Genomic DNA, 25,628 nt, shown 5'->3' with positions numbered 1-25,628 from the left:
ACCTTTTAATTAACTGCGATATTTTGGACGATAGTTATCTACCCATAAACGTGTTGCACCGCACACTGCGACTGGCATAACTATTAAGTTTATAAAAGGGATAGCAGTTAACAACATAACAGCAAAACCAAATCCGTATGACAAACCTTGCTTAGATTTTAAATCGTCTTTCATTTGCTTAAAGTCAATTTTATGATTATCAAACGCATAGTCTTCGTATTGAACTGCGTACATCCAACAAGTAAATAACACCCATAGTATTTGACCAATGACCGGTAAAACCCATAACAATATAAAAAAGCCAATTGCGCGAGGAAGGTAGTAGCATAGTTTTGTCCACTCACGGGCAAGCATGCGAGGTATATCTTTAACTAGTTCGGCAAAGCCGTCATCGTTAATTTTTTGACCTGTTAGGTAAAGCTCAACTTTTTCACTCAAGAGCGCATTGAAAGGGGCTGCAATAAAATTAGTGATAACTGTAAAGAGCATACTATAGCTAAACAAAACAACTAATACAGCAATAGGCCACATTAGCCACTCTAACCAGCTTAACCACTCGGGGAGCATGTTGTTTATGTAGCTAAAACTATCACTTAACCAGCCAACTAAAAAAAACAGCGAGCTACCAAACAGCAAAATATTAATTAATAGCGGAATAAGGACAAAACGCTTTAGCCCTTTTTGGCTAATTAATTTAAACCCCGAAAAAAAGTATTCCATACCTTGTGTGATCTGCACTGTAACCTCAAAAAATATTTACCATTACTTATAGTATAAATAGCTTAAAAATTTTGAACAGTACTTTTAAGTAACAAAGTGTTAGCTTTAATATTGTGGTTTTGTTTATATAGTAACAATAGGTGTTCAGTAATATGCAACTATGATTATTTAAGACAGGCCCGATTATTTTTTGCCAATAAAATAAAAAACTTACTAATCATGACTATACTGAACTTTACTGCGTAAGAAAAAAGCGCTTAATTAAAGCTTTTGTTGTTTCAATGTGTATAAATAATACGGGTAAAGGAAAATGGGTACGGATAGGTTAAAAAAGTTATTATCTCACCAGCAAGGCATTTTATCTAAAATTGCATTAGGGGTACCTTTAAGTGAGGTGCTTACTGAAATTTGTTCATCAATCGAGCAGATTATTGATGATGAATCCGCTAGGTGTTCAATCTTATCAGTTAAAGGCCAGCAGCTTTTTCATTGCGCAGCTCCTAATATTCATCCAGAGTACTGTAGTTTGCTTAATGGAGTCTATATAGGGCCAAAAGTGGGCTCATGTGGTACTACTGCATTTTCGAAATCGCGCACTATTGTTGAAAATATCGAAACTTCACCGCTGTGGGAGGACTTTAAAGACTTAGCACTAAAGTTTGGTCTTAAGTCATGTTGGTCAACGCCTATTTTCTCAACTCAAGCCGATTTATTAGGCACCTTTGCTATCTATCACAGCACTCCTAAATCACCATCAAAGCAAGATTTAGAGTTAATCGATTTTTTTGTGCACTTTTCTAGTATCGCTCTTGAAAAAAGTAACGAATTTAACAAAGCAAAACAGCTTCTCGCGAATTTACAGCAAAGTAATGAAAAGTTTAAAGCCTTCACTAAAGTAATGCCCGATCTCATCCTTATTTTAAGTGAAGAGGGAATTTATACCGATGTGTATGGTACTTCTAATGAGTTACTGCTTGATTCAAGCAAGGACCTTATTGGTCAAAGTGTTAAGGACCTGCTTTCTCAAGACGATGCACAAATGATAATGGACGTTATTAAAAAAACACTCTCGACCAACGAGACGCAAATTTTTGAATATGAATTAGCTGTACCAAAGGGCAATATAGTTTTTGAAGGCAGGGCTGCTGCATTAGATCATTACCACCCCAATAGTCCTACAAAAAGGCACGTAGTATGGATGGCCAGAGATATTTCAATAAAGAAAAAGGCCGAACAAGAAGTACATAAGCTTGCCTTTTACGACCCATTAACGAATCTTCCAAATAGAAGAATGCTTAGCGACAAATTAAGCATGTGTGTGGAGAGTGTTAAGCGTGATAAAAATATAGGGGCGTTATTATTTTTAGACCTAGATAATTTTAAGCGTATTAATGATTCACTTGGGCACAGTGCGGGTGATGAAGTACTTGTGGAATTATCAAAAAGGTTAAGCGCAATAATAAAAGGCTCTGATACGTTGGCCAGAGCGGGTGGCGATGAGTTTATTATTTTACTAAAACACGTTGGAGAAAATACACAGCAGGCGAGCATCGAGTGCAAAATAGTAGCCAAAGAGATTCAAAGAGCTTTTCATGATAAATTTGAAGTGGGCAACCTTGCATTTCAAGTAAGCTGCAGCATAGGTATTTGTCTAATTGATAGCGTAAATGCGCAGGCAGGCAATATATTAAAATTTGCAGACACGGCTATGTATCGTTCTAAAAATAAAGGGGGGAATAGCAGTAGCTTTTACGATCCAGCCTTACAAACACTGCTTGAAAAACAAACTGAACTAGAAACCGATATAGTCAGAGCGATTGCATCTGATGAGTTTTGTGCTTATTTTCAGCCTCAGGTAAATACGTATGGTGATGTTATTGGTGCTGAAGCACTCATTAGGTGGAACCATCCTCAAAAAGGGTTAATAGCGGCAAACGAATTTATACCAATTGCAGAGCAATACGGGCTTATTCAAAAACTACAAAATATTGTTTTACATGATATATGTATTTTAATAAACGAACTTAAAGCAGATAACATAATTGACGATTCGTTTAGTGTTTCAATTAATATTAGTCAAAGCCAGTTTAATTCATCAAATTTAAAAGGAGAGCTGTTTAGCACTATCAATAAATTTGATATTCGAGCGCGGCAAATTAAGTTAGAAATAACTGAGTCAATGCTCTCAAGCGATATAGATTATACAATTAGACAAATGAAAGAACTCATTGCCGCTGGCTTTTTATTTTCGATTGATGATTTTGGAACCGGTTACTCCTGCTTAGCGTACTTAAGTGCGTTTCCTGTTAAAGAATTAAAAATAGATAAAAGCTTTATTGATAAAATTTTAGATAGCACGGTTGGCTTTAATATTGCGCAAACAATTATCAGCCTAGGAAAAAGCTTAAACTTAGAGGTAGTTGCTGAGGGCGTAGAAACAACAGAACAATATGACTTACTTAAAAAAATGAATATTGACGCCATGCAAGGCTACTTAATTGCAAGGCCGATGGATAAAGAAGGCTATGCAAAATGGCATAGCGCTAATACTAATGCGCAATAATACTTGAACACTACTATTTATTAATTAGTAATAATTTAGCAAATTTACACACTTGCTAGGCCACTTTTGCTCTTTTAGCTGGTGAAATGTCATAACCCATATGCTAAATAAGGAGTAAAGATTTTTTAATTAAACAATGCTAAGCTATGACCGCTTAAATATATTATTTAAAGCTTAATAAACTTATAACAATGAATGGAAGCTTTATGCAGTTAGTCGATTTGAACCCGAATGATCCCGACGTGGTAAATGTATTTGATGATATAGACCGACTTATAAATTCTTTATATCCTGTGGCTACCGCACAGTCTTTGGAGTTAAACGAATTAACCTTACCTAATGTGTACGCTATTGGTTTAAAAACTGAAGAAGGTATTATTGCCTGCGGTGCGATTGTAGAGAAATTTGATACCCAGCCTTACGGCGAAATAAGACGTTTATATGTAAAACCAAGTCATCGTGGTAAAGGGCTATCAAGACGTATTATGCAGATTTTATTGCATCAAGCTGGCGAAAAACAAATCCCGTTAATACGCTTAGAAACAGGCCCAAAACAAATAAAATCAATCAATTTATATGAAAATTTAGGCTTTAAACGCTGTAGCAGTTTTGGCTCATATGTAGATAATCCACAAAGTGTTTTTATGGAATTAGGGCTTAGTAAATAAGTTCATTAACGCTGCGACATGTTAAAGCTTAATGTGTCGTAAATATCTGCCTTCATTATTATCTTGTAATAAAAGTCATACTCAAACTAGTAACTATAAAAGCAGCTTTTATAGTGATGCAAAAATACTTCACTGTTTTTAACACCTGTCTTCGTATAAAATCTGCCTCGATAATTAGTGACTAACTTACAAAGCGAGAATTTTTATCTTTTCTAAAAGTAGCAATAAACAAATGAGCGAAATAACAGTAGTAACCCACAATGGTAATTTTCATGCAGATGACGTTTTTAGTATTGCGGTACTTAAACATGTTTTGCCAACGTTTAAATTGGTACGCACACGCGATAAAGCGCTTATAGAAAGTGCCGACTACGTAATAGATGTAGGTGGGGAATACGACCCTGAAACTAATCGCTTTGATCATCATCAACGTGGTGGTGCAGGCGAGCGAGAAAATGGCATTCCTTTTTCATCATTTGGTTTAGTGTGGAAAAAATACGGCTTAGCACTGTGTGATGATAACCAGGCCGTTGCTGATAGAGTGGATTCAGGCTTAGTTTCAACTATTGACGCCATTGATTGTGGTCATGTTGAAGGTGTATCGAAAGGGATAAGCTTGAGCCAAACAATTTCAATGTTTAACCCTACATGGGAAGAAGAAAGTAACTTTGATACCTGCTTTGATGAAGCCGTTGAATTTGCAGCACGTATGCTCATTCGTTTTATCGCCTCAGCTCACGGTAGTGTTAATGCAAAAGAGATTGTCGCCAAAGCAATTGAAAATGCAGAAGATGCTAGAGTAATCGTGCTTGAAAAGTACACACCGTGGAAAAAAACAGTGCATATTTTATCAAGTGAGGCGCTATACATGGTTTACCCATCACATTCTGGGCAATGGATATTACAAACAGTACCCGTTGAGCCTGGCTCGTTTGAAGATAGAAAACCGCTTCCTAAAGCGTGGTCTGGTTTATCTGATCAAGCGTTCGTAGATGAAACAGGTATTGATGATGCAGTGTTTTGCCATAATGGCTTATTTATAGCGGGCACTAAGTCGTTTGAAGGCACAATGAAACTTGCCACCATGGCGCTTAGCGAATAAAAACGCAGATTCATAACGAATACTAAGCATAACAATTTGTATTGATTGTTATGTTTGTTATTTTTGCGCGGAGCATTATGTTTGAATTAAAAACAATCGCACTTTTTACTATTACAGCCTTAGCAGAAATAGTGGGTTGCTATTTGCCCTACCTTTGGCTTAAGCAAGATAAGAGCATTTTACTTTTAATTCCTGCAGCGTTAAGTTTGGCACTATTTGCATGGTTGCTATCTTTACATCCTACTGCAGCAGGGCGTGTGTATGCTGCTTATGGCGGCGTATATATTTGTGTTGCGCTATTATGGTTATGGGTTGTAGATGGCGTAAAGCTTACTATGTGGGATATTATTGGTGGTTTAGTTGCACTGCTAGGTATGGCTATAATTATGTTCGCCCCAAAAAGTGCATAGCTAGCTTATACTCAATTAATCGAATTCGCCTATACACTACTGCAATTTCCCACTTTCAATACCACAGGCAATACCTAACGCTACGTATGCGCCAAGTATTGATTGAAGCTGGTGGATGTATGCTAAGCGTTTTTGACGTGCAGTTTTTATTCACTTTTCAGAATACATAGGTATTACTTGGCCACAACACGTTGGCTAAACTGTAAGTAATTGAGGTGTTGAGAACGCCTTGCTCTAATCCATCACAAGTAAATTTTATAAACAAAGTAACTCAAGATGAATTTTATTGAATGAGCTAACTCATTTATTGCTAATAAAATTTATAATGAGTCATTTAAAAACAGCCATTTTTTATAACTTTTCTTATCTTTAAAAATCATCAAAGTCCTGTTTTATATATGCTAGCGGGCAATAGTTGTTTGGTTATTTTTTTAACATCAAAAATCACTCGTTACGAGTAAAAATACTTGTTGGACTTGAATCTCTATTTTTCTTTTAATGCGCGGCACTAGCCGAGTCGGCATTAATTAAACAAAAGAGAAAGATAAATGAAAGAGACAACATCACTAGAACAAGCTCGCACGAGCTACAATGTTCGTCATTGGAGCCAAGGTTTTTTTGGTATTAATGATCAAGGTGATGTGTATGTTGCGCCCAAGGCTCATGCCCCAGAGCAAACCATTGCACTAACAGATATCGCAAAGCAACTACAAGATAAAGGTTTAAGCTTACCTGCCTTAGTTCGTTTTCCGCAAATTTTACACCATCGTGTACACAGCTTATGCGGCGCATTTAATACTGCGATTGAAAACTATGGTTACCCTAAAGACTACCTATTAGTTTACCCAATAAAAGTAAACCAACAACGTGAAGTGGTTGAAGAAATAGTAGCAAGCCAAGCACAAGTAGAAAAAAAGCAACTTGGTTTAGAAGCCGGCAGCAAGCCTGAATTACTAACGGTACTAGCACTGGCTGAAAAAACCAGCGCTGTTATTGTATGTAATGGCTACAAAGATAAAGAATACGTACGTTTAGCACTTATTGGCGAAAAGCTAGGTCATAAAGTGTATATCGTACTTGAAAAGCTTTCTGAGCTAGACATGGTCCTTAGCCAAGCAAAAGAGCTTAACGTAAAACCACGCATTGGTATTCGTGTACGTTTAGCGTCGCAAGGTAAAGGTAAGTGGCAAGCGAGTGGCGGCGAAAAATCAAAATTTGGTTTATCTGCATCGCAAGTTTTACATGTAGTTAATCGTTTAAAAGGCGCAAACCAGCTTGATTTATTGCAGCTTGTGCATTTTCACTTAGGGTCACAAATGGCGAACATTCGTGACGTACGTTTAGGTGTAAGCGAAGCTGCGCGTTTTTACTGTGAGCTACGTAAACTAGGCGCAGAAATTGATTGCCTTGATGTAGGTGGCGGTTTAGCTGTTGATTACGACGGCACGCGTAGCCAGTCGCATAACTCTATGAATTACAGCTTAGCTGAATATGCGAATAACATTGTGTACACCATTGGTGATACATGTAAGCAATATGAGCAACCAATGCCGACTATTATTTCTGAGTCGGGTCGTGCGCTTACGGCGCATCATGCTGTGCTTATTTCTAATGTTATTGGTACTGAAAGTTACACGCCAGAAGAGTTAGTAGCGCCAGCGGCAGATGCACCCCTGTTATTAAAAAACATGTGGGCATCGTTTGTACAGTTAACTGATTTAACGGATGACCGTGCATTAATTGAGATTTATCACGACAGCCAAGGTGATTTAGCTGAAGCGCATAACCAATTTGCACTCGGTTTATTAGACTTATCGCAGCGTGCATGGGCTGAGCAAATTAACATTCGAATTTGTTATGAACTCAACAAGCACATGGATAATAAAAACCGTTTTCATCGTCCGATTATTGACGAGTTAAACGTACGTTTAGCCGATAAGTTTTTTGTAAACTTCTCGTTATTTCAATCGCTTCCAGATGCATGGGGCATTGATCAAGTGTTTCCGGTATTGCCATTAAGTGGCTTAACTGAAGCACCAAAAAAACGTGCTGTATTACTTGATATAACCTGTGATTCAGACGGCGCACTTGAGCATTACGTAGATGGACAAGGTATTGAAAGCACACTACCAGTGCCAGAGTTTAGCGCTGATAAACCTTATTTAATGGGCTTTTTCTTGGTGGGTGCTTATCAAGAAATTTTAGGTGACATGCATAACTTGTTTGGCGATACGCACAGCGCAATTGTCAATATGGATGAGCAAGGCGTTGCAAGTATTACCGAGATAAACCAAGGTGACACTGTTGCCGATATGATGCGCTATGTACATTTAGATGTTGAAAGTTTTCAGCAATCATACGAGCAGTTAGTAAGCACTAAAATTGAAAAACACGAACAGCAAAGCGTTTTAGACGAGTTGCAAAGCGGCCTTGATGGCTACACTTATTTAGAAGAGTTATAAGCAATGTCGACTTTGTTTGGTCACGCAGATCACTCATTGTACTCAAATGGGATGACGTTTTTACGTCGTCCTATGGTGCAAAACATTAATGCAATTGATGCAGACGTAGTGGTTTTAGGCTTACCATTTGATTTAGCGACCTCGGGCCGCCCTGGTGCGCGCTTAGGCCCTGATGCAATTCGTCGTGCATCGGTTCATTTAGCATGGGAAGACACTAAATACCCGTGGACGTTCCCGTTGTTTGAGCGCTTAAAAGTGGCAGACGCAGGGGACTTTACTTACCCTGTCGGGGATCCTGAGTATTTTACTGCGCAACTAGAAATGGCTGCGGATCAAATACTTCGCCAAGGTAAAACACTATTAGGTTTAGGGGGCGATCACTTTGTAACGCTTCCGCTATTACGTGCTCATGCAAAAATACATGGCAAAATGGCGTTAGTGCATTTTGATGCGCACACCGATACTTATAGCAATGGCTCGCGATTTGATCACGGCACTATGTTTTATCATGCACCAATGGAAGGGCTGATTGATGTTGAGCACAGTATACAAATAGGTATTCGTACCGACTTTGATCAAAGTAAACATGAGTTTGCTGTGATTGATGCAATGCAAGCCAACGATTTACATGCTAATGATATTGCAGCGCAAATACTTGAGCGAGTAGGTGACCTACCTGTTTACTTAACGTTTGATATAGATTGTTTAGACCCTGCGTTTGCGCCTGGTACAGGCACTCCTGTGTGTGGTGGTTTAACGTCAGATAAAGTACTTAAAGTACTGCGTGCGCTAAAAGGCATAAACATGGTAGGTATGGATGTAGTAGAAGTATCACCTTCGTACGACCAAAGTGAGCTTACCGCTATTGCCGCAGCAACCATTGCGAGCGAATTACTGCATTTGTGGACGCATAAAAATAAGTACTAATTATATAACTTAAGTACTACAAAAAAGGGTATGCGCTTGCATACCCTTTTTTTATTTAGAGGTATCGATTATTCAACTGCTTAATTTCTTTTAACCAAATAACGCTTAGACCAATAAGAGGCAGGTTAGTAGTTACAGGGTTAAATGCTTCAATAAGCAATTGTGGCTGCATTACAACTACAGCGAGTAAAAGCCCCATAAGCGCCAATATATTTAAAGCTACCAAATGCTTATGTTTATAAAATACAAATAAACACACGCCAAATATAATTTCACCAACACCCGCCGAACGTGTAATTAAATCAGACACTTCGGCTGAAAAACCAGCACTGCCAGTCATTAATTTTTCAAGTGGTGCTACGTGATAAAGCTTTGGGAAAAAGCCGTGATATATCCAACTTAAACTCACTATGTAGCGAGCAAGTTGAATATAACCGCGATTATTTCCTAGCATTGTCAATACGCTCTTGCGCACTTGGGTGGCTAGATAAGTACTCTAATAAGTCATTTACTTTTTCTAGGTGTTCGTTTTCGCTGGTATGGCTTTCTTGCAGCGCTTCTATTGCATCAGCAAAATCATTACTCGAATACCCAAGTGACTCTAATTGAGTGAGTGCAAAGGTATCTGCCTCGCGTTCCATATCTCGTGAAAACCCTTGCTGAGCAAATGATGCACCCGTACCTAATGCAACCTCTGCAACTCCCTCTAAATCACCAAATACAACCGCTAGTACAATCGTACTTGCGGCAGATTGTGCTGTAATACGTACGCTATGCTGGTGGACTACATGGCCCATTTCGTGTAGCAATACCGCTTTTAGTGCATTGGGTTTATCGGCAAGTAAATTTGCTAAATCATCGGTTACCACGATACGACCATGGGGTAGTGCAAACGCATTAGCACCAAAGCTGTCGGATTTATAAAACGATAATCTATACACCGATTGATCAAGCGATAAAGCATTAAGCATACTTGTAAAATGCGCTTGTACTTTAGTTTGCTGCTCTGCGGGCAGCTCACTTGGGTCAAGCGCAATCTTTTTAATTAGTGTAAAACTTTGCTCCCCCATTTGTTCTACAACATTACGTGGCAGGGTATCAACACTGTAAACAGCAATGGCGGGTACTGCTTTATAAAGTACTAACCACATAAAAAGCGGTGTAAATATTACTGCGGCTAAAATTGCCCATTTACTTTTTTCAAGGCGTTCCATTACGTGGTGGTTATTTTCTTTAAATGGCCATCTGTAACTTACATCTTGAGGAATAAAACGACTGCCATCTTCAAAGTTTAGTTCGTCGGCAAGTCCTGCCATCCCCGAACTTAATTTTAGACTTGAGATTGCGTGGCGAGCTATAACGTGTTCATCGTTGATAACTTCAATGTGTGTGTCGCTAATAGTTGCAACACACACTTGATAGTTACTCGATGCGATGGGGAAAAAATGTCCCTTTACATGCATAGTGAGCTCTTAAGTTAGAGAAAGGTCAATATCAAATACGTTTGCAGCTTCTTCAGCAAATGATGATTGCTGTTCTTGCGCGGTATCGATTAGGTTTAATGCACCAGGATAAATAGTGACGTTAGTTACATCAGCGAGCATTTTTGATGTACGTACTTTTGTCCATGGGTATGCAAGCCCTAAAGAAAATACAATAGCCAACATATTAGTTAATAGTAAAACAGCGAAAGGAATTGGTTTTAGCTCTGATTTAAATGTAGCAACGCCTTCAAAATGGCTGTTATCAAAAATGTGATTTCTAATGGCGGCGTGCCATACAGCAGAAACAATGGCAATCATTAGCACATAGGCGATCATCATAAAGATAGGAAGCATAACCATCGCTGCAGAGTTTTCTAAATTTTGTTGGTTTTCAATATCTACTAAGTTGAGGCCAAATAACCCTAAAATCCCCATAAATACCACCATGGTGATAGAGCTCACTACAAAGCAAATAAGCGCTGTTAAGTAATAGGTTTCGCCTTTAAGATTTACAGTAAGCGGTTTGTCACCATAACTAATATTGCTATGGATATAGCTATCAATACGTTTTATAACGTAAGGCATTAATAAATAAAGCGTAAATATGCTGGCAATAGGTAAAAGTATAAAGTTAACAAAGGCTTCGCCATAGCTGCCTTTAAAAGCAAAGCGAACATTACGATGGCGGGTCATGCGCAGATTAAAACGTAAACCTTGGTTAATAATCCATGGCATTAAAAAGATAAAACCAAGAGCAATAAACAGGCCTAAAATAGGCATAAAGCTAATTGAGAATGTGTAAATAAAAAATACAACAACCGCTAAAATCCGACCTTTTAAAATTTGTATTGGTGTTGCTAGGTAGTCAAAACTATGGCCATCTATACGGGTGTGGCCGTAAAAATAGCGATGCGTACGTACTTTAGCCCACGCCGAATATATGCCAAGCGTAATAACGCTGAGTAATATATTTACAATCCAAATTCCAAAAAACTCACCACCTTTACCACTAAATTGCACTTTTCCGCTAAAAATTGGTTCAGCAGGTTCATTTATTGGTGGGGTTGTTTCAGATGGGGTAGGGTGTATTGATTCCATTAAATTATATCCATGTTGTTTTTTTGTTAATTTACCCATTTTTAGTGCAAAATTCAATGTTTATAATTATCCAACCCTTCTGCAAACAGCTATAAATAGGCGTTTTAAATATTGAGTTAAATACTCTAATACTTTTTTATAAATAAACCTCGCTGGTTTATTTATTTGGCTGGTAACTGGGGTCTTTAGCTTATTAATATACGATTTAGCTACTATACATACATAGTGCTGCTTAAATGTAATGGCATTAATTATGTATTAAGTACACCTACGTACAATTAAGCTAATTGATTTATATGCCAAAATAATAGATTGTAAGAGTAGTGCGGATGTAAATTTATTTAGGTTTTACAGCTTTTATCACCGCTTTAAATAACATTAGGATATTTATTATGTTCCAAGCAGTCGTGTTAGGGGGATTAGAGTTTAGCCCGCTGATTGTTTACTTCCCAATAGCATTTATTTTAACGGCGTTGACTCGTTTTGCTTTGCATCGACTAGATTGGCATGACCGTATTTGGAAAGTGGCTTGGTTTGAGGTGTCACTATTTGTTTGTTACTTGGCACTCGCCGTCTATTTATACCAATCTGTTTAATTAATTGAGCTATTTTGAGGCAAGAAAACCGTGTCGATAACAAGGCAAAAATTTCGTTATTTAGTTGTTCTATATCAGAAATTTTTAACACAGTTAGCGTCAGGTTTAAGCCCTCAAATTACTCAAGTATTATTGCGGGTTGGTATTACTAAGTGGAAGATAAATTGAATGATTAAATATCTGCGTATTACTTTTACTATCTTGGTTGTTATAGCTGCGGTTTTTGCTGGGCATTGGGTATGGACTGACTACATGCATACTCCTTGGACGCGTGATGGGCGTATTCGAGCCGATATTGTCACGGTTGCTCCAGACGTGTCGGGTTGGGTAATTGCTTTAAATATTAAAGATGGTCAAAACGTACAAAAAGGCGAAGTACTTTTTAATGTTGATAAAAAGCGTTATCAAGCAGCGCTTGATAAAAGTAAAGCAAACACAGAAAACGCATTGTATACATGGGAACTTGCTAAACATAAATACGAAAGACGTGTTGAGCTAAACACTCAACAGGCAATAAGTGAAGAAACTTTAGAATCAACACGTATCAATACTAAAATTGCTGAGGCAAATTATAACCTAGCTAAGACAGAGCAAACAATTGCGCAGTTAAATGTTGATAGAACTAAAATTGTTGCGCCTGCATCAGGGCAAATAATTAATTTGAATTTACGCCAAGGCAACTATGTAGCTCAAGGCACACCTGTTTTTGCTATTGTTCAGTCAAATTCATTTTATGTAACGGGTTACTTTGAAGAGAGTAAAATACCGCTTATTTATCCTGATCAAAAAGCTAAAATAGCCCTTTTAAGTGGTGGTAAGCAATTAATAGGGCATGTAGTAAGTGTAGGCAAAGCCATTGCAAATACGAATACACAAAGTAACGGGCAGCTTTTACCACAAGTACAACAAACATTTAATTGGGTGCGTTTATCACAGCGTATACCTGTTGATATTAAGTTAGATTCATTGCCCGAAAATACACCGCTTAGCGCAGGAATGACCGCCACAATACATCTCGCTACACGTTAAGGGGAATACAGTGGGCGTTGTATTACAAAATTTGTTTTTTCCAAAAAAACAGGCAATTATTTTTGCGACTAAGGGCGTTATAGCTATGGTAATGGCACTTACTATAGCTATGTGGCTAAATCTTGAAAGACCTTATTGGGCCTTAGTCTCGGCTATATTTTTGCAATTACGCCCGCAAAGCGGATTAGTTATTGAAAAAGCAATTTGCCAAATAATAGGCACCATAGTGGGTGGTTTATTTGGCATATTGCTTTTAACTCAGTTAATTCTCTACCCTTATTTAGCGCTCGCTGCACTGGCATTATGGTTGGGAGTAAACTCTGCGTTATCGGCAATGGTACGCCAAGCAAACTTTGTTTATGCGTTTGCTATGGCAGGTGTAACAGCCGCTATTATTGTACTTTTAGTCATGGTTACTCCGGCAATGGTGAGCAGCCAAAGTATATTTGATATTGCACAAGCGCGAGTAAGCGAAATAATAATAGGCTCTGTATGTGCTGGGCTTGTGAGCTATCTATTTTGGCCTGTAAAGGTCAAACATTTACTGCAAACACAAGCGCGGTCGGTTATAAATCAAACGCTGCATTATTTAGTAACTGAGCTTGATTCTAAAGGATCTCACGAAAACCGTCATCAGCAAATAGATGGCATTATGGCTACATTGGGATCAATAAACGAAGATTCCAGCGCAGTAAGGTACGAAGGGCCAAAAGGTCCAGGGCGCTCGCGTGCTGCAAATCAGTTGTCGCAAAAAGTACTTTCTTTATTGGCCTTAATTCAAATAATTGGCCGTCTACAGCGAAACCACGAAGATCTTATTACACCTACTTTAGAAAAATTAATAAGTAAACTTAAGCACGTATTTGCGCAAATTAAAGAATCTGACGATTTTGATTACTGCGCCGAACAAGTTAAAACGCTACGAAAAGAGCTAACCGACTATAGAGCAAATACGGTGTGTGATTCGCCATTTGAATCTCACATGCTCAATGTGAGCTTAGAAGTTGCAGCCGACTTAACAATTTTACTGCGCGCATACAGAGCGTTAGAAGAGCGTGATAAAACATTATTAAATGCACCGAGTATGCTTACATATCGCGACCCATTAGCTGGCATTATTGTTGGATTTAGAACTGCTTTGGTGTTTTCTATCGGTGCATTTATTTGGATTAATACAGGTTCTTCAGCTGCATTATTAATTATGATTTTACCGGTCATATTTTCGATAATGCTGGCGCGAATACCGTTAGCTATTTTGCAGGTTGTAATAAAGCGTTTATTGGCAGGTATAATTGTTGCTACTTTTGTAACTATTTTTTACGCACTCAATTTATTATCACAAAGTGGTGGGCAATTAGAAATATTGCTACTTGTGTTAGCAGGGCCTTATTTTCTGGGTTTACTACTGCTCGCTGATCAACAAACATTGCCATATGGTTTGGGGTTTTGTATCCCATTTACGATTTTGGTAAGACCCAGTACAGATATGAGTCTTGCGTTTTCAATCGATTACACACTTAGCTCTGCAATGGCAATTTTTGCGGGGGTAAGTATTTTATTTTGGATTTTTCAGTTATTTACAGGACCAAGTGTTCAATTACTTGTTCATCGTGTTTTTAAGGCTACCTATAAAGATTTACTCGAAATAAATAATCATCCAACCCCAAGTACTTGGTATAATCGCCGCATGGCCGATAGGTTAATACGCTTAACTAATTACGATCAAGGTTCACACTCACGCGTTGTTACTGATCTTGCACTAACCGCTCTAAATTTAGGGCATGCGTCGGTTCGATTAAACTCAATTTGTGAAAATTTGGCTGGTAATACAAAGCTAAAGTATTTAAATGAGTGGCAACGCACGTTGGCTGATGCATTTATGTTGGCAACCAAGGGCAAGTTTAATAATAAGTTTAAGCAAGCGTCAGACAATCTTTATGAGGAATTGGCTCAGACGGTTGACGATTCAAATCAATTAGAAGCGATAAAAGGCATGTTTATTCGCATTGATCTGACCTTTGAAAGAAGTGCGAGTAAGATAAATTAGGCCCATTCGCTGCTTTTCGAGTTCAGATGTTATAGCTAAATCTGTTATACTTGATGGATAATTTTATGGGGCTGTTATGATTTCAAAAAACCAACTCAAACTTATTCGCCAACTTGGCCAAAAAAAGTACCGAAAGCAATATAATCAATACCTTGTACAGGGTGAAAAAAACGTACTTGAGTTATTAAACAGCCCATTAAATGTGGTTAATATTTTTGCTACAAACGAGTTTATAAATGCGTACCAAGGTAAATATCCGCAAGCTAATTTTATTGAAGCTGATGAAGAAGCCCTCACTAAAGCCAGCACGCTAGTTAGCAATAATGCAGCCATTGCTATTGTTGATATGCCAAAGGCGGCTTTACCACAAGCAAGTGGTTTAATACTCGCACTTGATGGCGTATCAGACCCTGGTAATTTAGGCACAATAATAAGAGTGGCAGACTGGTACGGTATTAAACATATAGTAACTAGCACCGACAGCGCAGACGCTTACAACCCAAAAACAATTAGCGCCACGATGGGCTCATTTGTAAGGGTATCGGTAAGCCAAGTTGATTTACCTGATTACCTACAGTCTTTAAATTTACCTGTTTACGGTGCTTTTTTAGATGGGCAAAGCGTGCATAAAACCCAATTTACGGGCTCAGGCGTTTTACTAATGGGCAGTGAGTCGCATGGAATAAGCGAGACATGTGCAAAGTTAGTAACTAATAAAATCACCATCCCCGCATTTGGTGGTGCAGAGTCGCTTAATGTGGCAATGGCGACCGGTATTATTTTAGATAATTTTAAACGTCAAGCTTAACAATTTAACTGTTAATGAGTTAAATTGTTTGTAATCAATAACAATAATAATCGGTAATAACAATAAGATGCGCTTAAGCACTATTAAATTAGCGGGCTTTAAATCGTTTGTAGAGCCCACTAAAATTCCATTTCCTGATCAAATGACGTGTGTTGTTGGCCCCAATGGCTGTGGCAAATCTAACGTTATTGATGCAGTACGATGGGTGCTAGGTGAAAGCTCTGCTAAAAACCTGCGTGGCGATGCCATGACCGACGTTATTTTTAATGGCTCAACTAATCGAAAAGCCATATCACAAGCCTCTGTAGAGCTTGTTTTTGATAACGATAAAGGAAGTCCTTCAAACACATTTGCCGATCGAAACCAAATTGCTATTAAGCGTTTAGTAACGCGCGACGGACAGTCACTGTATTTTTTAAATGGCAGTAAATGCCGTAAGCGCGATATTACCGATATATTTTTAGGCACCGGTCTTGGTCCACGTAGTTACGCAATTATTGAGCAAGGGATGATCTCGCGCTTAATAGAGAGTAAACCACAAGAGCTGCGCGTATTTTTAGAAGAAGCCGCAGGCGTTTCTAAATACAAAGAGCGCCGCCGCGAAACACAAACTCGTATAAAAAGCACTCGCGAAAATCTTGAACGTTTGTTAGATGTGCGTAAAGAACTACAAAGCCAGCTCGATAAATTGGCTGTGCAGTCGGTTGATGCAAAAAAATACCGCGAATTAAAAGCACAAGAACGCATGCTAAAAGGCCAAATTGCCGTTTTAAAATGGCAAAAGTTACATCAGCAGCAACTTGAAAAAAGTGCCCAAATTAAAAAACTTAATGATCAAATTTTGTTTTTTAAAACCGCTAACTCAGGGCATGACGATGTACTTGCAAGCTTAGAAGGGCAAGTACAAGCCCAGCAAGATAAACTAAGCGATGCACAGCATCAGCAACATGTAATACACACCGAGCTTACTCGCGCTGAGCAACAACAAATCAATGTAAAGCAGCAAACCCAAACGCTTAAACAAAGTTTAATTAAATTACAGCAACGCCAAATCCAAAGTGCTGAGGTAAAATCGCAGCAGCAAATTGTGTGCGAGCAACTTAATGAAGCCCTGCAAGAGGCAAGTGAAAACGCCTTAGTATGTGAAGAGCAAGTTAGTGGGTTAACGCATGAACTTGAGGAATTATTAGCACTTAAGCAGCGCCACCATACTCATTGGCAAGCTTTGTGTGAGCAACAGCAACAGCTTAATAATAACGTGCAACTACATAGTAGTCACATTAAACAAACTCAGCAGCAAATTGATCATGTTAACGAACAAATTGATCAGTTAACTGTTCAGCTTAACGAGCTACAAAGTAGTGATGTAGAGCAACAGTTAATACAGCAAACACAGCAAACACAAACATTAACTCAAGAGCTTGCCGCTAAACAAACAGCACATACGAAGTGCACTGCTAAGCTTGAGGTGCAAAATGAGCTTGTTAATAACTCACAAAAACAATATTCGACGCTCACTCAAACAATAAACGAGTTAAAAGCCAGTATAACGGGGCTTAAAAGTACATTAGGGCTTGATGAGAAAAGTGAACGTACTAATGGTTTGTTTAATCAGCTAAGTGTTAAAGAAGGCTTTGAGCTTCTAATAGAGCAAGCACTTAAATCTTTAGAGCATTTAAATGTAAGTGAGCAGCAAGCTGATAACAGTGTTTGGCCAAATAGTGATAAAAGTGTGCCAACAAATAGCTTAGCTACATATATAACAAGCGGTGTTTATCCAGAGCATTTAGCACGTATTGCTTATAGTGAAAGCGGTGATTTAGAAATACTAAAAGATAGTTTTTATACAGCCGTTATGGATAAAAACGGTGCTTTATATGGTCGTAATTGGCATGTAAGTGCTGAAAGTAATGCAGAAAACTCATTACTGTTAAAGCATAAGCAATTGCAAGATAAAGCGCAGCAATTAAATAATACCGAGGACGAGTTACAACAAGTAACACACACTCGTGACGAACATACAGCTGAGCAAATAAAGTTAGTTAACGAGCAAAGCGAGCTAAAAGAAGCCATACATGAGCTTGCGCAAAATATAGCGGTAGCCAGTACGCGCAGCGACATGCTTGTGCAGCAAGTAGCACAATTTAAGTTACAACTAGAAAAGCTACAGCAACAAAAACAGCAATTAACCGCTCAGCTTTTACAATTAAATACCGTGATTGATGAGCAAACAGAGCAATTTGAAGTGTTAAATGAGCAGCAACTTAACTTAGCGGATGAAGTAGACGCTGCAAATAGCTTGCGCTCACAAAGTGATAAAAGTTATAGCGAAGCATTAAGCATGCTTGAGCAATATAAAACACAAGCACATAAGGCAACGCTCTCAGAGCAAAAGGCACGCAGTGAATGGCAGTTAAGCCAAACCAAATTGAGCCATGCAGAGCAAGAGCACGTTAGTGCATCAGAAGGTGCGCAAGAACTACTTAGTGAAATAGAAGAGCTGCTGATACCAGAGCAAGAACTTAGCGATAAAATTACGCAGCTTTTAGCACAGCATCAAAAAGGTGAGCAGGCATTAGTATTGCTACAAAAAGAATTAGCTCAGGCGAAAGAGAGCTTAAACACTAAGCAAATAAGCCTTAAAAATTCACAAGGTGAGCTGGTGGGCTTGCAAGAGCAGCACCAAAAGCTAACAATTGAAGAACAAAGCTTAGTAATAAAAGCGCAAGTTGCGCTTGAGCCATTAGAAGAGTTGAGACAAAGCTTAAAAGCAATACTTGATGAATTACCAGATTCATTAAATTTAAGTGCAGCACAAAATCAGTTAACAGGATTTACTAATCAGTTAGATAAATTAGGTGCAGTAAACTTAGCGGCAATAGAAGAGTTTGATTTAGCCAAAGCACGTAGTGATTATCTTGATAATCAATTAGATGATTTAACAAAAGCGTTAAGTACCCTTGAAGGTGCAATTCGTAAAATTGATAGTGAGACCAAAACACGCTTTAAAGCGACGTTCGATCAAGTTAACGAAGACTTTGCTGAGCTATTTCCTAAAGTTTTTGGTGGTGGGAGCGCGTATTTAGAATTAACCAGTGACGATTTACTCGAAAGTGGTGTTAGTATAATGGCACGACCACCGGGTAAGAAAAATTCAACAATTCATTTGTTAAGTGGTGGAGAAAAAGCGCTGACCGCATTATCATTAGTGTTTTCTATATTCAGGCTCAATCCAGCTCCTTTCTGTATGCTGGACGAAGTAGATGCACCACTAGATGATGCCAACGTTGTGCGTTTTTGCCGTTTGGTTGAAGAAATGTCACAATCAGTGCAGTTTATTTATATTAGTCATAATAAAATTGCGATGGAAATGGCAGGTAGATTAACAGGTGTTACTATGGCAGAACCTGGCGTATCACGTATGGTTGCTGTAGATATAGAGCAAGCTGTGCAACTTGCACACGCATAAATTTTTATAACAAGTGTATTAGTTTTTCATTAATATACAGGTTTTAGGCATATCAAATAATAAAAGGTGAGGGGATGGCCGAACAATTAAGATGGGTTTTAATCGTTATCAGTGTAATTGTCATTGGTGGTTTATTAATACATGGATTGTGGTCAGTTAGAAAAAAAGACCGCCCAGAAGTATCGGATAATGAACGGGTTGAGCCATTACAACAAAGTGCACCAGCTTCATCTAAACCGTTTCGTACTGAGGCTGAGCCAAAAGAGCCAATGCAAGACGAACGTGATGAGCCACAATTTGGCGAGCTTAACTTTGATGCAAATGAGCCGCAAATTGATACAAGCGTGCCAGAAACACCGATTGAAGATGACTTAGAAATAGTTGATGATCTTGAAACAAAAGATCAAAGTGCTGAAGAAGCGCCTGCTCAAATGTCTGACTTTGTTATTGTGCATATTCAAATGCCAGAAGAGCTTAGTATGCAGGGCAGTAAATTATTACCAGCAGTTAATACTTTAGGTTTTAAATATTCTGAGGAAGGTTTTTTTAATCGCCACTTAGATCCGGCTGGCCAAGGCCCTGTTTTATTTAGATTAGTAAATATGTATAACCCAGGTACGTTTGATATTGATAATATGGAACAGTTTAGTACCGCTGGGGTAAGCTTATTTATGACGTTACCGTGCGACGGCGATGGTCTAGCGGCATTTAATATGTTGCACAGCGCAGCTAAAAAGTTAGCGGATGAATTTGGTGCACAAATTTTAGATGCTGAGCGAAATGAAATGACAGTAGAGCGCATCAGGCAATATGTTGAACAGGTTCGTTCTTTTTCAGCGTAAATAACGCATACATTATATTTTTATAAGCCACTGGACGGTGAATCGTCAAAGTGGCTTTTTTTATGTTTATTGAGGTTTAAATGTCTAGCAGCATTAGTGAGCAAATTAATCATCTTCGTACTACATTAGAGCAACACAACTATAACTATTATGTGCTCGACACCCCCAGTATTCCTGATTCTGAATACGATAGGTTATTACGCGAACTAAGCGCACTAGAGATGCAGCACCCTGAATTTTTAACCGCCGACTCTCCGACACAAAAAGTAGGCGGTGCCGCATTGAGTAAATTTGAGCAAGTAGCGCACCAAGTGCCCATGTTATCGCTTGATAACGCGTTTAGTGAAGAAGAATTCACTGCGTTTAATCGTCGTATAAAAGAGCGCTTAATGAGTACTGATGAGCTTACTTTTTGTTGTGAGCCAAAACTTGATGGATTAGCCGTATCAATTATTTATCGTGATGGTGTGCTTGTACAAGCGGCTACGCGAGGTGATGGTTTTACCGGTGAAAACATTACTCAAAATGTTAAAACCATTCGTAATGTACCGCTTAAGTTACGTGGTGATTACCCAAAAGAGCTTGAAGTGCGCGGCGAAGTATTTATGGACAGCGCTGGCTTTGATAAATTAAATACTGAAGCGCAAAAACGCGGTGAAAAAGTATTTGTTAACCCGCGTAATGCAGCCGCGGGGAGTTTGCGTCAACTCGACTCTAAAATTACAGCTAAACGCCCACTCATGTTTTATGCCTATAGTACCGGGCTTGTAGCTGATGGCAGTATTCCTGAGGATCACTATCAGCAGTTAGAAAAGTTAACTGACTGGGGGTTGCCACTGTGCCCAGAAACAAAATTAGTTGAAGGTCCTAAAGCCGCTCTTGAGTACTACAGCGATATTTTAACGCGCCGTGGCGAGCTTAAATATGAAATTGATGGCGTAGTAATAAAAATAAACCAAAAGGCCTTACAAGAGCGTTTAGGCTTTGTGGCACGAGCTCCCCGCTGGGCTATTGCGTATAAATTTCCGGCGCAAGAGGAAATAACCCAACTACTTGATGTTGATTTTCAAGTCGGTCGTACTGGCGCCATTACACCGGTTGCACGTTTGAAGCCTGTTTTTGTGGGTGGCGTTACCGTATCAAATGCAACGCTTCATAACAGTGATGAAGTTGCACGTTTAGGCGTAAAAGTAGGTGATACAGTTATTATTCGCCGTGCTGGAGATGTAATCCCACAAATAACGCAAGTTGTACTTGAGCGCCGCCCTGATGATGCCAGAGATATCGAATTTCCAGTAACTTGTCCTATTTGTGACTCTCATGTTGAAAAGGTTGAAGGCGAAGCTGTCGCTCGTTGTACGGGTGGGCTTGTATGTCCTGCACAACGCAAACAAGCAATTAAACACTTTGCGTCACGCAAAGCGCTGGATATAGACGGCCTTGGCGATAAAATTGTTGATCAGTTGGTAGACAGAGAGCTTATAAAAACGCCCGCTGATTTGTTTATTTTAAAACAAGGACATTTTGAATCACTTGAACGCATGGGACCTAAGTCAGCCAAAAATTTAGTAACAGCCCTTGAAGAGGCGAAAGGCACTACGCTTGCTAAGTTTTTATATTCATTAGGTATTCGCGAAGCAGGTGAGGCAACAGCACAAAATTTAGCTAATCACTTCCTTACCCTTGAAAATATAATAAATGCCAGCATTGATAGTTTAACGCAGGTAAGTGATGTAGGCGAAATAGTTGCAACACATGTTCGAGGCTTTTTTGATGAAGAGCATAATTTAGAAGTTGTTAATGCGCTTATAGATCAAGGCGTAAACTGGCCAGCGTTGAGTGCACCTTCTGAAGAAGAACAACCGCTTGCTGGGCTTACTTATGTACTTACTGGTACGCTAAATACGCTTAATCGTAATGACGCAAAAGCACGCTTACAGCAACTAGGTGCTAAAGTATCTGGTAGCGTATCAGCGAAAACTGATGCGTTAGTCGCGGGTGAAAAAGCGGGTTCAAAACTGACTAAAGCCCAAGATTTAGGTATCGACATACTCACGGAAGATGAATTAATTGAGCTGCTTAAAAAGCATAATGGTTAGGACGCAACAATGAGCCGATACGGTCCAGAATACTGGGATAAGTACGGAAGTTACCGAACTCCTATTGCATTTAATTTAAGTTTGCTTGTGCTATTACGTGGCTATTTTATTTGGGTGATTGCGGCTTTAAGTCGCAGGCCTGAACTTGATTTAATGTCGTTATTTTTTAAAAATAAAAATGACTTTTTTATTGCAATAGCAATTGGAAGTATCGCAATAATACCGACTATTTTATTTTGTTTACGCAGACCACGAGATTCACACAGTGCAAGCGATAAGTTAGCAAAAATATGGCGGCATATGCGCTGGCCCCTTATTGTATGTGCTGTTGTTGATTTAACATGGTTAAGTATTCAAGCCGCGCATAGCCATTATCGATTTTCATCATTTTTAGCAGTACAAATGATGATTGTTTTATGGGTATTGTGGTATTTGGTGAAAAGCCGTTATTTAACTGTTTTTTTTAATGATTGGCCTGAGCCGACAGAAAAAGCATCAGAAGAAAAAAAGCGACTTAAAAGGGATTAGTTGTGGACGCTGTAAATAAAAAAATAGCGATAGCTATATCGTTAATAGGCTCAGTGCTTATTATTTTAATGATTAGCACTGAGCTTTTAGAGTCTATGTGGTTTAAAGCGCTGTTTGGGTTGTGGGTATTTGTTTTTTGCTCAAGCGTTTATAGGCTAACGCCCTTATTTAAATCAAGAAACAGGCTAGAGGATTTTATTCAGCGAGATGCCCAACATTTACTACTTTTTAGTTTGATGGGATTTTTTGATAAAAAGCATGGTCCAAATTGGTTAGTTATTGAGAGTATTGAACGCATAACAACAAAGGATGATGAGCTAATTATTTACAGTAATAACGAGCGCCAAATGAGTGTTAGTTTACCTGTAAAAAAAGCAGAGCTAGATAGTTTTATTAAACGAATACTTACCGACTCAGAAAAACAAAATATTACCTTTAGCTGAGGAGATTACCTTTAAGATTGAACGAGTTTTAGTCTTAAACTGTCAACACTCCTTAGCTGATCTTTAGTGTATTAAATAACGTAATAATTAGCCGTACTTTTTATGACTTTATAAAGTATAGCTAATCAACTATTCAATGAGGCTATTATGTTGAAGTGGAATGATGTTATTAACTTTGCCACCAACGGCAATCCTACCCCAAGTGAAAAAGTAGTCAAAACTGACGAGCAGTGGCGGATGCAACTATCAGAAGATGAATATTACGTAACACGTAAGAAAGGAACAGAGCGCCCAGATAGCTCGGGTAGTTGTACATTACTCGAACCTGGCAAGTATGTGTGTATTTGCTGTGATAACCTATTGTTTGATGCCGATGAAAAGTTTGATAGTGGCACTGGTTGGCCGTCATTTACGCAACCTGCGACAATTGAAGCGATTGGTTATGTAAACGATACAAGTCATGGTATGGAGCGCATAGAGGTGGTTTGTAATGTGTGCGATTCGCACTTAGGCCATATTTTTCCAGATGGCCCATTACCACCAGGTTTACGTTATTGCGTTAATGCCGCAGCAATGAAAAAGCTCTAATATTTTATTTACTAGCGCTTTGAATATCTAAATTCATTTCTTTTGCTATATGCAAAATCTTATCTAAACGCTGCGTCTGATCTGCTTGTAATTTAGCTTTATCAAGAAGGGCGTAGCATCTTCTAGCAAGATCCATATTAAATGAGCTGCCAGATTGCTTGGTTGAATCAAATAGGCACTGTAATAAATTAAGTGCAATACTCTGATTGCGAGGCATGACTCTAAACGCTTGTGTAAAAGCTTCCAGCGCAGTATTTAATTGCCCTTTATTAAATTGATTAACGGCATGGTTATTAAGCTCTTTTGGACCCATTTTAATATCGCGTCGCTCACTTTGTTGCTGCTGAATATAACGCAAGTAAGTTGTGTCGCTAACTGCAGGGTGTCTTTCACAGTGGCTAATTATTTGTGTGAATAAGGTTTGCGCCTTCTGATGAAACCCCAGTTCATGAAATGCTTTTGCTTTATCAAGTGCTCCATCAACCGATCGGATATGAGTATCGTCGTCATCAAGCTGCTCAATTAGCTTTTTCGCTTTTTGATGCTCGTCTTTTAAGTAATGAAGTCGTGCATTTAGTACATCAATTTGAGCTTGATTTGCATTATTAGGAAACTGTTTTTTTAAATCATTAATGTACTGATTTGTTTGTCTAGAAATTCGTTGAATTTGATCAGTTTGATCAGTCGTTAACGCAAAGTCGATACCGGCACGTGCTGCATTCAAATATACATCGGGGTGGTCGTGTATTGAGTGCTTTGCAAAGGAGGCTATATCTTTTTGAGTTAAATAGCTTTTTTCGTAGTCGTGATTAATTAGCGACACATTACTTAACGATTTTTGGCGTGTGATGTTTCGCGGTGCAATGTCTGCTGCTTGACTTAAAAAGCTTTGTGCTAGCTCAAACTGATTTAGCTTTATTTCTAATCTGCCCAACAAATCAAGGGCTACTAAACGAGTTTCTTGGCGCTCTAACATTGTCTTGAGCATTCGCTGCGCCAAAATATGTTCGTTATTCGCTATAAGTGCCTCTACTAAACCTACTTTTGCCCAAGCAAATTTTTGAATATCGAGAACAGACTTAAAAAAGTCTTTTGCATCTTGAGCACGCTTTAAGCGAAGTAGGGCATCGCCTTTTAAGCGAAGTAGGATAGGACTGTAATTATTATTTTTTTTATCCAGAGCGGTATCAATAAATTTAATAGCTTTTGAATCGTTACCATCATCAATTAATGAATACACTGTTTGTAAGTCGTGTTTACGTTTTAAGATTCGTTCAATGCGTGTTTTAAGCTCTTGTACTGTAAAAGGCTTAACTAAAAAGTCATCTGGCTGCAGCTCAAGAACACTATGAACGAGTGAGCCACTTGTTTCTGCTGAGATAAAAATAAAGCCAGTCGAACTTTTTATGAGCTGCTTTACACGTAGCTCTTCATAAAGCTGGTATCCATCTTGGTGTTTGTTTAAGTTGAATGAGCAAACTATTAGATCAAATTCTTCACTTAAACACTGCTCTTTTGCAGAGTTTGCATGATCAGCAAAGCGCAACTGCCGAAAGCCTAGCCTTTCTAACGATTGTTTCATATAGCTTTGAGCAAGTGGCTGCTCCTCTACTATAAGTATTTTTGCTTTTGAATAGATCTTAGTTGGCATTGGCTTAAGCGTAATTGTATTTAACACAGACTATAATCAACAGTTTAACTCCTTACAAGGGAATTTAAATGATAGCTGTATTTATTAGGTACTT

Annotated in this window: 21 protein-coding genes; 16 read left to right on the top strand and 5 right to left on the bottom strand. The window is 38.6% G+C overall.

Going from position 1 to position 25,628, the window contains the following annotated elements:
- Positions 1-9 precede the first annotated feature (9 nt).
- Complete coding sequence (gene cysZ, locus AC5NT5_RS11160; RefSeq protein WP_182671383.1) at positions 10-720, bottom strand: sulfate transporter CysZ; 711 nt, start codon at positions 718-720, stop codon at positions 10-12.
- 310 nt (positions 721-1,030) lie between these two features.
- On the opposite strand from cysZ, the gene AC5NT5_RS11155 reads away from it, so the two are divergent.
- The 6 genes from AC5NT5_RS11155 (at position 1,031) to speB (ending at position 8,852) form a co-directional block, all read left to right on the top strand.
- On the top strand, positions 1,031-3,283 hold the full coding sequence (locus AC5NT5_RS11155) for a sensor domain-containing phosphodiesterase (protein WP_494514092.1): 2,253 nt from the start codon (positions 1,031-1,033) through the stop codon (positions 3,281-3,283).
- Positions 3,284-3,489: 206 nt separating this feature from the next.
- A complete protein-coding gene (locus AC5NT5_RS11150) occupies positions 3,490-3,951 on the top strand; it encodes a GNAT family N-acetyltransferase (protein ID WP_002958569.1) in 462 nt (153 codons plus the stop codon).
- Between the two features lie 232 nt (positions 3,952-4,183).
- The gene (locus AC5NT5_RS11145) at positions 4,184-5,053 is read left to right on the top strand and encodes an MYG1 family protein (RefSeq protein WP_494514093.1); all 870 of its coding nucleotides are present in this window, start codon (positions 4,184-4,186) and stop codon (positions 5,051-5,053) included.
- 77 nt (positions 5,054-5,130) lie between these two features.
- Complete coding sequence (locus AC5NT5_RS11140; RefSeq protein ID WP_007378102.1) at positions 5,131-5,463, top strand: YnfA family protein; 333 nt, start codon at positions 5,131-5,133, stop codon at positions 5,461-5,463.
- A 548-nt stretch (positions 5,464-6,011) separates the two neighbouring features.
- Positions 6,012-7,925 (top strand): biosynthetic arginine decarboxylase, encoded by a 1,914-nt coding sequence (speA, locus tag AC5NT5_RS11135; RefSeq protein ID WP_002958572.1) that lies wholly within the window; start codon positions 6,012-6,014, stop codon positions 7,923-7,925.
- Positions 7,926-7,928: 3 nt separating this feature from the next.
- Positions 7,929-8,852 (top strand): agmatinase, encoded by a 924-nt coding sequence (gene speB, locus AC5NT5_RS11130; RefSeq protein ID WP_024597470.1) that lies wholly within the window; start codon positions 7,929-7,931, stop codon positions 8,850-8,852.
- A gap of 55 nt (positions 8,853-8,907) precedes the next feature.
- Here the strand turns inward: speB and AC5NT5_RS11125 are convergent, their stop codons facing one another.
- From AC5NT5_RS11125 to AC5NT5_RS11115, 3 genes are read right to left on the bottom strand one after another with little or no spacing between them, the layout of a single operon-like run.
- Positions 8,908-9,306 carry a DoxX-like family protein gene (locus tag AC5NT5_RS11125; protein ID WP_494514094.1) on the bottom strand — a complete coding sequence of 133 codons (399 nt, stop codon included), beginning with the start codon at positions 9,304-9,306 and terminating at the stop codon, positions 8,908-8,910.
- Positions 9,293-10,315, bottom strand: a complete 1,023-nt coding sequence (locus AC5NT5_RS11120) for a M48 family metallopeptidase (RefSeq protein ID WP_494514095.1) — start codon at positions 10,313-10,315, stop codon at positions 9,293-9,295. The genes AC5NT5_RS11125 and AC5NT5_RS11120 overlap by 14 nt, the downstream gene beginning before the upstream one ends.
- A gap of 9 nt (positions 10,316-10,324) precedes the next feature.
- Positions 10,325-11,434, bottom strand: a complete 1,110-nt coding sequence (locus AC5NT5_RS11115) for a YjgN family protein (protein ID WP_002958576.1) — start codon at positions 11,432-11,434, stop codon at positions 10,325-10,327.
- 392 nt (positions 11,435-11,826) lie between these two features.
- On the opposite strand from AC5NT5_RS11115, the gene AC5NT5_RS11110 reads away from it, so the two are divergent.
- The 10 genes from AC5NT5_RS11110 to msrB all read left to right on the top strand — a co-directional run bounded on the left by AC5NT5_RS11110 (position 11,827) and on the right by msrB (position 23,883).
- Complete coding sequence (locus AC5NT5_RS11110) at positions 11,827-12,030, top strand: DUF1656 domain-containing protein (protein WP_024605434.1); 204 nt, start codon at positions 11,827-11,829, stop codon at positions 12,028-12,030.
- Between the two features lie 168 nt (positions 12,031-12,198).
- Positions 12,199-13,059, top strand: a complete 861-nt coding sequence (locus tag AC5NT5_RS11105) for an efflux RND transporter periplasmic adaptor subunit (RefSeq protein WP_494514096.1) — start codon at positions 12,199-12,201, stop codon at positions 13,057-13,059.
- Between the two features lie 10 nt (positions 13,060-13,069).
- The gene (locus AC5NT5_RS11100) at positions 13,070-15,106 is read left to right on the top strand and encodes an FUSC family protein (RefSeq protein ID WP_494514097.1); all 2,037 of its coding nucleotides are present in this window, start codon (positions 13,070-13,072) and stop codon (positions 15,104-15,106) included.
- Positions 15,107-15,182: 76 nt separating this feature from the next.
- Positions 15,183-15,914 carry an RNA methyltransferase gene (locus tag AC5NT5_RS11095; protein ID WP_494514098.1) on the top strand — a complete coding sequence of 244 codons (732 nt, stop codon included), beginning with the start codon at positions 15,183-15,185 and terminating at the stop codon, positions 15,912-15,914.
- A gap of 67 nt (positions 15,915-15,981) precedes the next feature.
- Positions 15,982-19,383, top strand: coding sequence for a chromosome segregation SMC family protein (locus AC5NT5_RS11090; protein ID WP_494514099.1), 3,402 nt, complete (start codon positions 15,982-15,984; stop codon positions 19,381-19,383).
- A gap of 74 nt (positions 19,384-19,457) precedes the next feature.
- Positions 19,458-20,225 carry a cell division protein ZipA gene (gene zipA, locus AC5NT5_RS11085; RefSeq protein WP_024596342.1) on the top strand — a complete coding sequence of 256 codons (768 nt, stop codon included), beginning with the start codon at positions 19,458-19,460 and terminating at the stop codon, positions 20,223-20,225.
- A gap of 80 nt (positions 20,226-20,305) precedes the next feature.
- Positions 20,306-22,324, top strand: a complete 2,019-nt coding sequence (ligA, locus tag AC5NT5_RS11080) for an NAD-dependent DNA ligase LigA (RefSeq protein ID WP_494514100.1) — start codon at positions 20,306-20,308, stop codon at positions 22,322-22,324.
- A 9-nt stretch (positions 22,325-22,333) separates the two neighbouring features.
- The gene (locus tag AC5NT5_RS11075; protein ID WP_138489372.1) at positions 22,334-22,852 is read left to right on the top strand and encodes a DUF2919 domain-containing protein; all 519 of its coding nucleotides are present in this window, start codon (positions 22,334-22,336) and stop codon (positions 22,850-22,852) included.
- 2 nt (positions 22,853-22,854) lie between these two features.
- Positions 22,855-23,295 (top strand): hypothetical protein, encoded by a 441-nt coding sequence (locus tag AC5NT5_RS11070; protein WP_494514101.1) that lies wholly within the window; start codon positions 22,855-22,857, stop codon positions 23,293-23,295.
- A gap of 147 nt (positions 23,296-23,442) precedes the next feature.
- Positions 23,443-23,883 (top strand): peptide-methionine (R)-S-oxide reductase MsrB, encoded by a 441-nt coding sequence (gene msrB / locus AC5NT5_RS11065; RefSeq protein WP_494514102.1) that lies wholly within the window; start codon positions 23,443-23,445, stop codon positions 23,881-23,883.
- 4 nt (positions 23,884-23,887) lie between these two features.
- Here the strand turns inward: msrB and AC5NT5_RS11060 are convergent, their stop codons facing one another.
- Positions 23,888-25,534 carry a response regulator gene (locus tag AC5NT5_RS11060; protein WP_188162061.1) on the bottom strand — a complete coding sequence of 549 codons (1,647 nt, stop codon included), beginning with the start codon at positions 25,532-25,534 and terminating at the stop codon, positions 23,888-23,890.
- Positions 25,535-25,628: the final 94 nt, after the last annotated feature.

This window comes from Pseudoalteromonas sp. J2K-J599 (genome assembly GCF_059295115.2).
The sequence above is the reverse complement of the archived record's forward strand: the minus strand, read 5'-3'. Positions and strand labels throughout refer to the sequence as shown.

Excerpts from the sequence above, each read along its gene's own strand:
- cysZ (WP_182671383.1), bottom strand. The coding sequence starts at position 720 with ATGGAATACTTTTTTTCGGGGTTTAAATTAATTAGCCAAAAAGGGCTA.
- AC5NT5_RS11155 (WP_494514092.1), top strand. The coding sequence starts at position 1,031 with ATGGGTACGGATAGGTTAAAAAAGTTATTATCTCACCAGCAAGGCATT.
- AC5NT5_RS11150 (WP_002958569.1), top strand. The coding sequence starts at position 3,490 with ATGCAGTTAGTCGATTTGAACCCGAATGATCCCGACGTGGTAAATGTA.
- AC5NT5_RS11145 (WP_494514093.1), top strand. The coding sequence starts at position 4,184 with ATGAGCGAAATAACAGTAGTAACCCACAATGGTAATTTTCATGCAGAT.
- AC5NT5_RS11140 (WP_007378102.1), top strand. The coding sequence starts at position 5,131 with ATGTTTGAATTAAAAACAATCGCACTTTTTACTATTACAGCCTTAGCA.
- speA (WP_002958572.1), top strand. The coding sequence starts at position 6,012 with ATGAAAGAGACAACATCACTAGAACAAGCTCGCACGAGCTACAATGTT.
- speB (WP_024597470.1), top strand. The coding sequence starts at position 7,929 with ATGTCGACTTTGTTTGGTCACGCAGATCACTCATTGTACTCAAATGGG.
- AC5NT5_RS11125 (WP_494514094.1), bottom strand. The coding sequence starts at position 9,306 with ATGCTAGGAAATAATCGCGGTTATATTCAACTTGCTCGCTACATAGTG.
- AC5NT5_RS11120 (WP_494514095.1), bottom strand. The coding sequence starts at position 10,315 with ATGCATGTAAAGGGACATTTTTTCCCCATCGCATCGAGTAACTATCAA.
- AC5NT5_RS11115 (WP_002958576.1), bottom strand. The coding sequence starts at position 11,434 with ATGGAATCAATACACCCTACCCCATCTGAAACAACCCCACCAATAAAT.
- AC5NT5_RS11110 (WP_024605434.1), top strand. The coding sequence starts at position 11,827 with ATGTTCCAAGCAGTCGTGTTAGGGGGATTAGAGTTTAGCCCGCTGATT.
- AC5NT5_RS11105 (WP_494514096.1), top strand. The coding sequence starts at position 12,199 with ATGATTAAATATCTGCGTATTACTTTTACTATCTTGGTTGTTATAGCT.
- AC5NT5_RS11095 (WP_494514098.1), top strand. The coding sequence starts at position 15,183 with ATGATTTCAAAAAACCAACTCAAACTTATTCGCCAACTTGGCCAAAAA.
- AC5NT5_RS11090 (WP_494514099.1), top strand. The coding sequence starts at position 15,982 with ATGCGCTTAAGCACTATTAAATTAGCGGGCTTTAAATCGTTTGTAGAG.
- zipA (WP_024596342.1), top strand. The coding sequence starts at position 19,458 with ATGGCCGAACAATTAAGATGGGTTTTAATCGTTATCAGTGTAATTGTC.
- ligA (WP_494514100.1), top strand. The coding sequence starts at position 20,306 with ATGTCTAGCAGCATTAGTGAGCAAATTAATCATCTTCGTACTACATTA.
- AC5NT5_RS11075 (WP_138489372.1), top strand. The coding sequence starts at position 22,334 with ATGAGCCGATACGGTCCAGAATACTGGGATAAGTACGGAAGTTACCGA.
- msrB (WP_494514102.1), top strand. The coding sequence starts at position 23,443 with ATGTTGAAGTGGAATGATGTTATTAACTTTGCCACCAACGGCAATCCT.
- AC5NT5_RS11060 (WP_188162061.1), bottom strand. The coding sequence starts at position 25,534 with ATGCCAACTAAGATCTATTCAAAAGCAAAAATACTTATAGTAGAGGAG.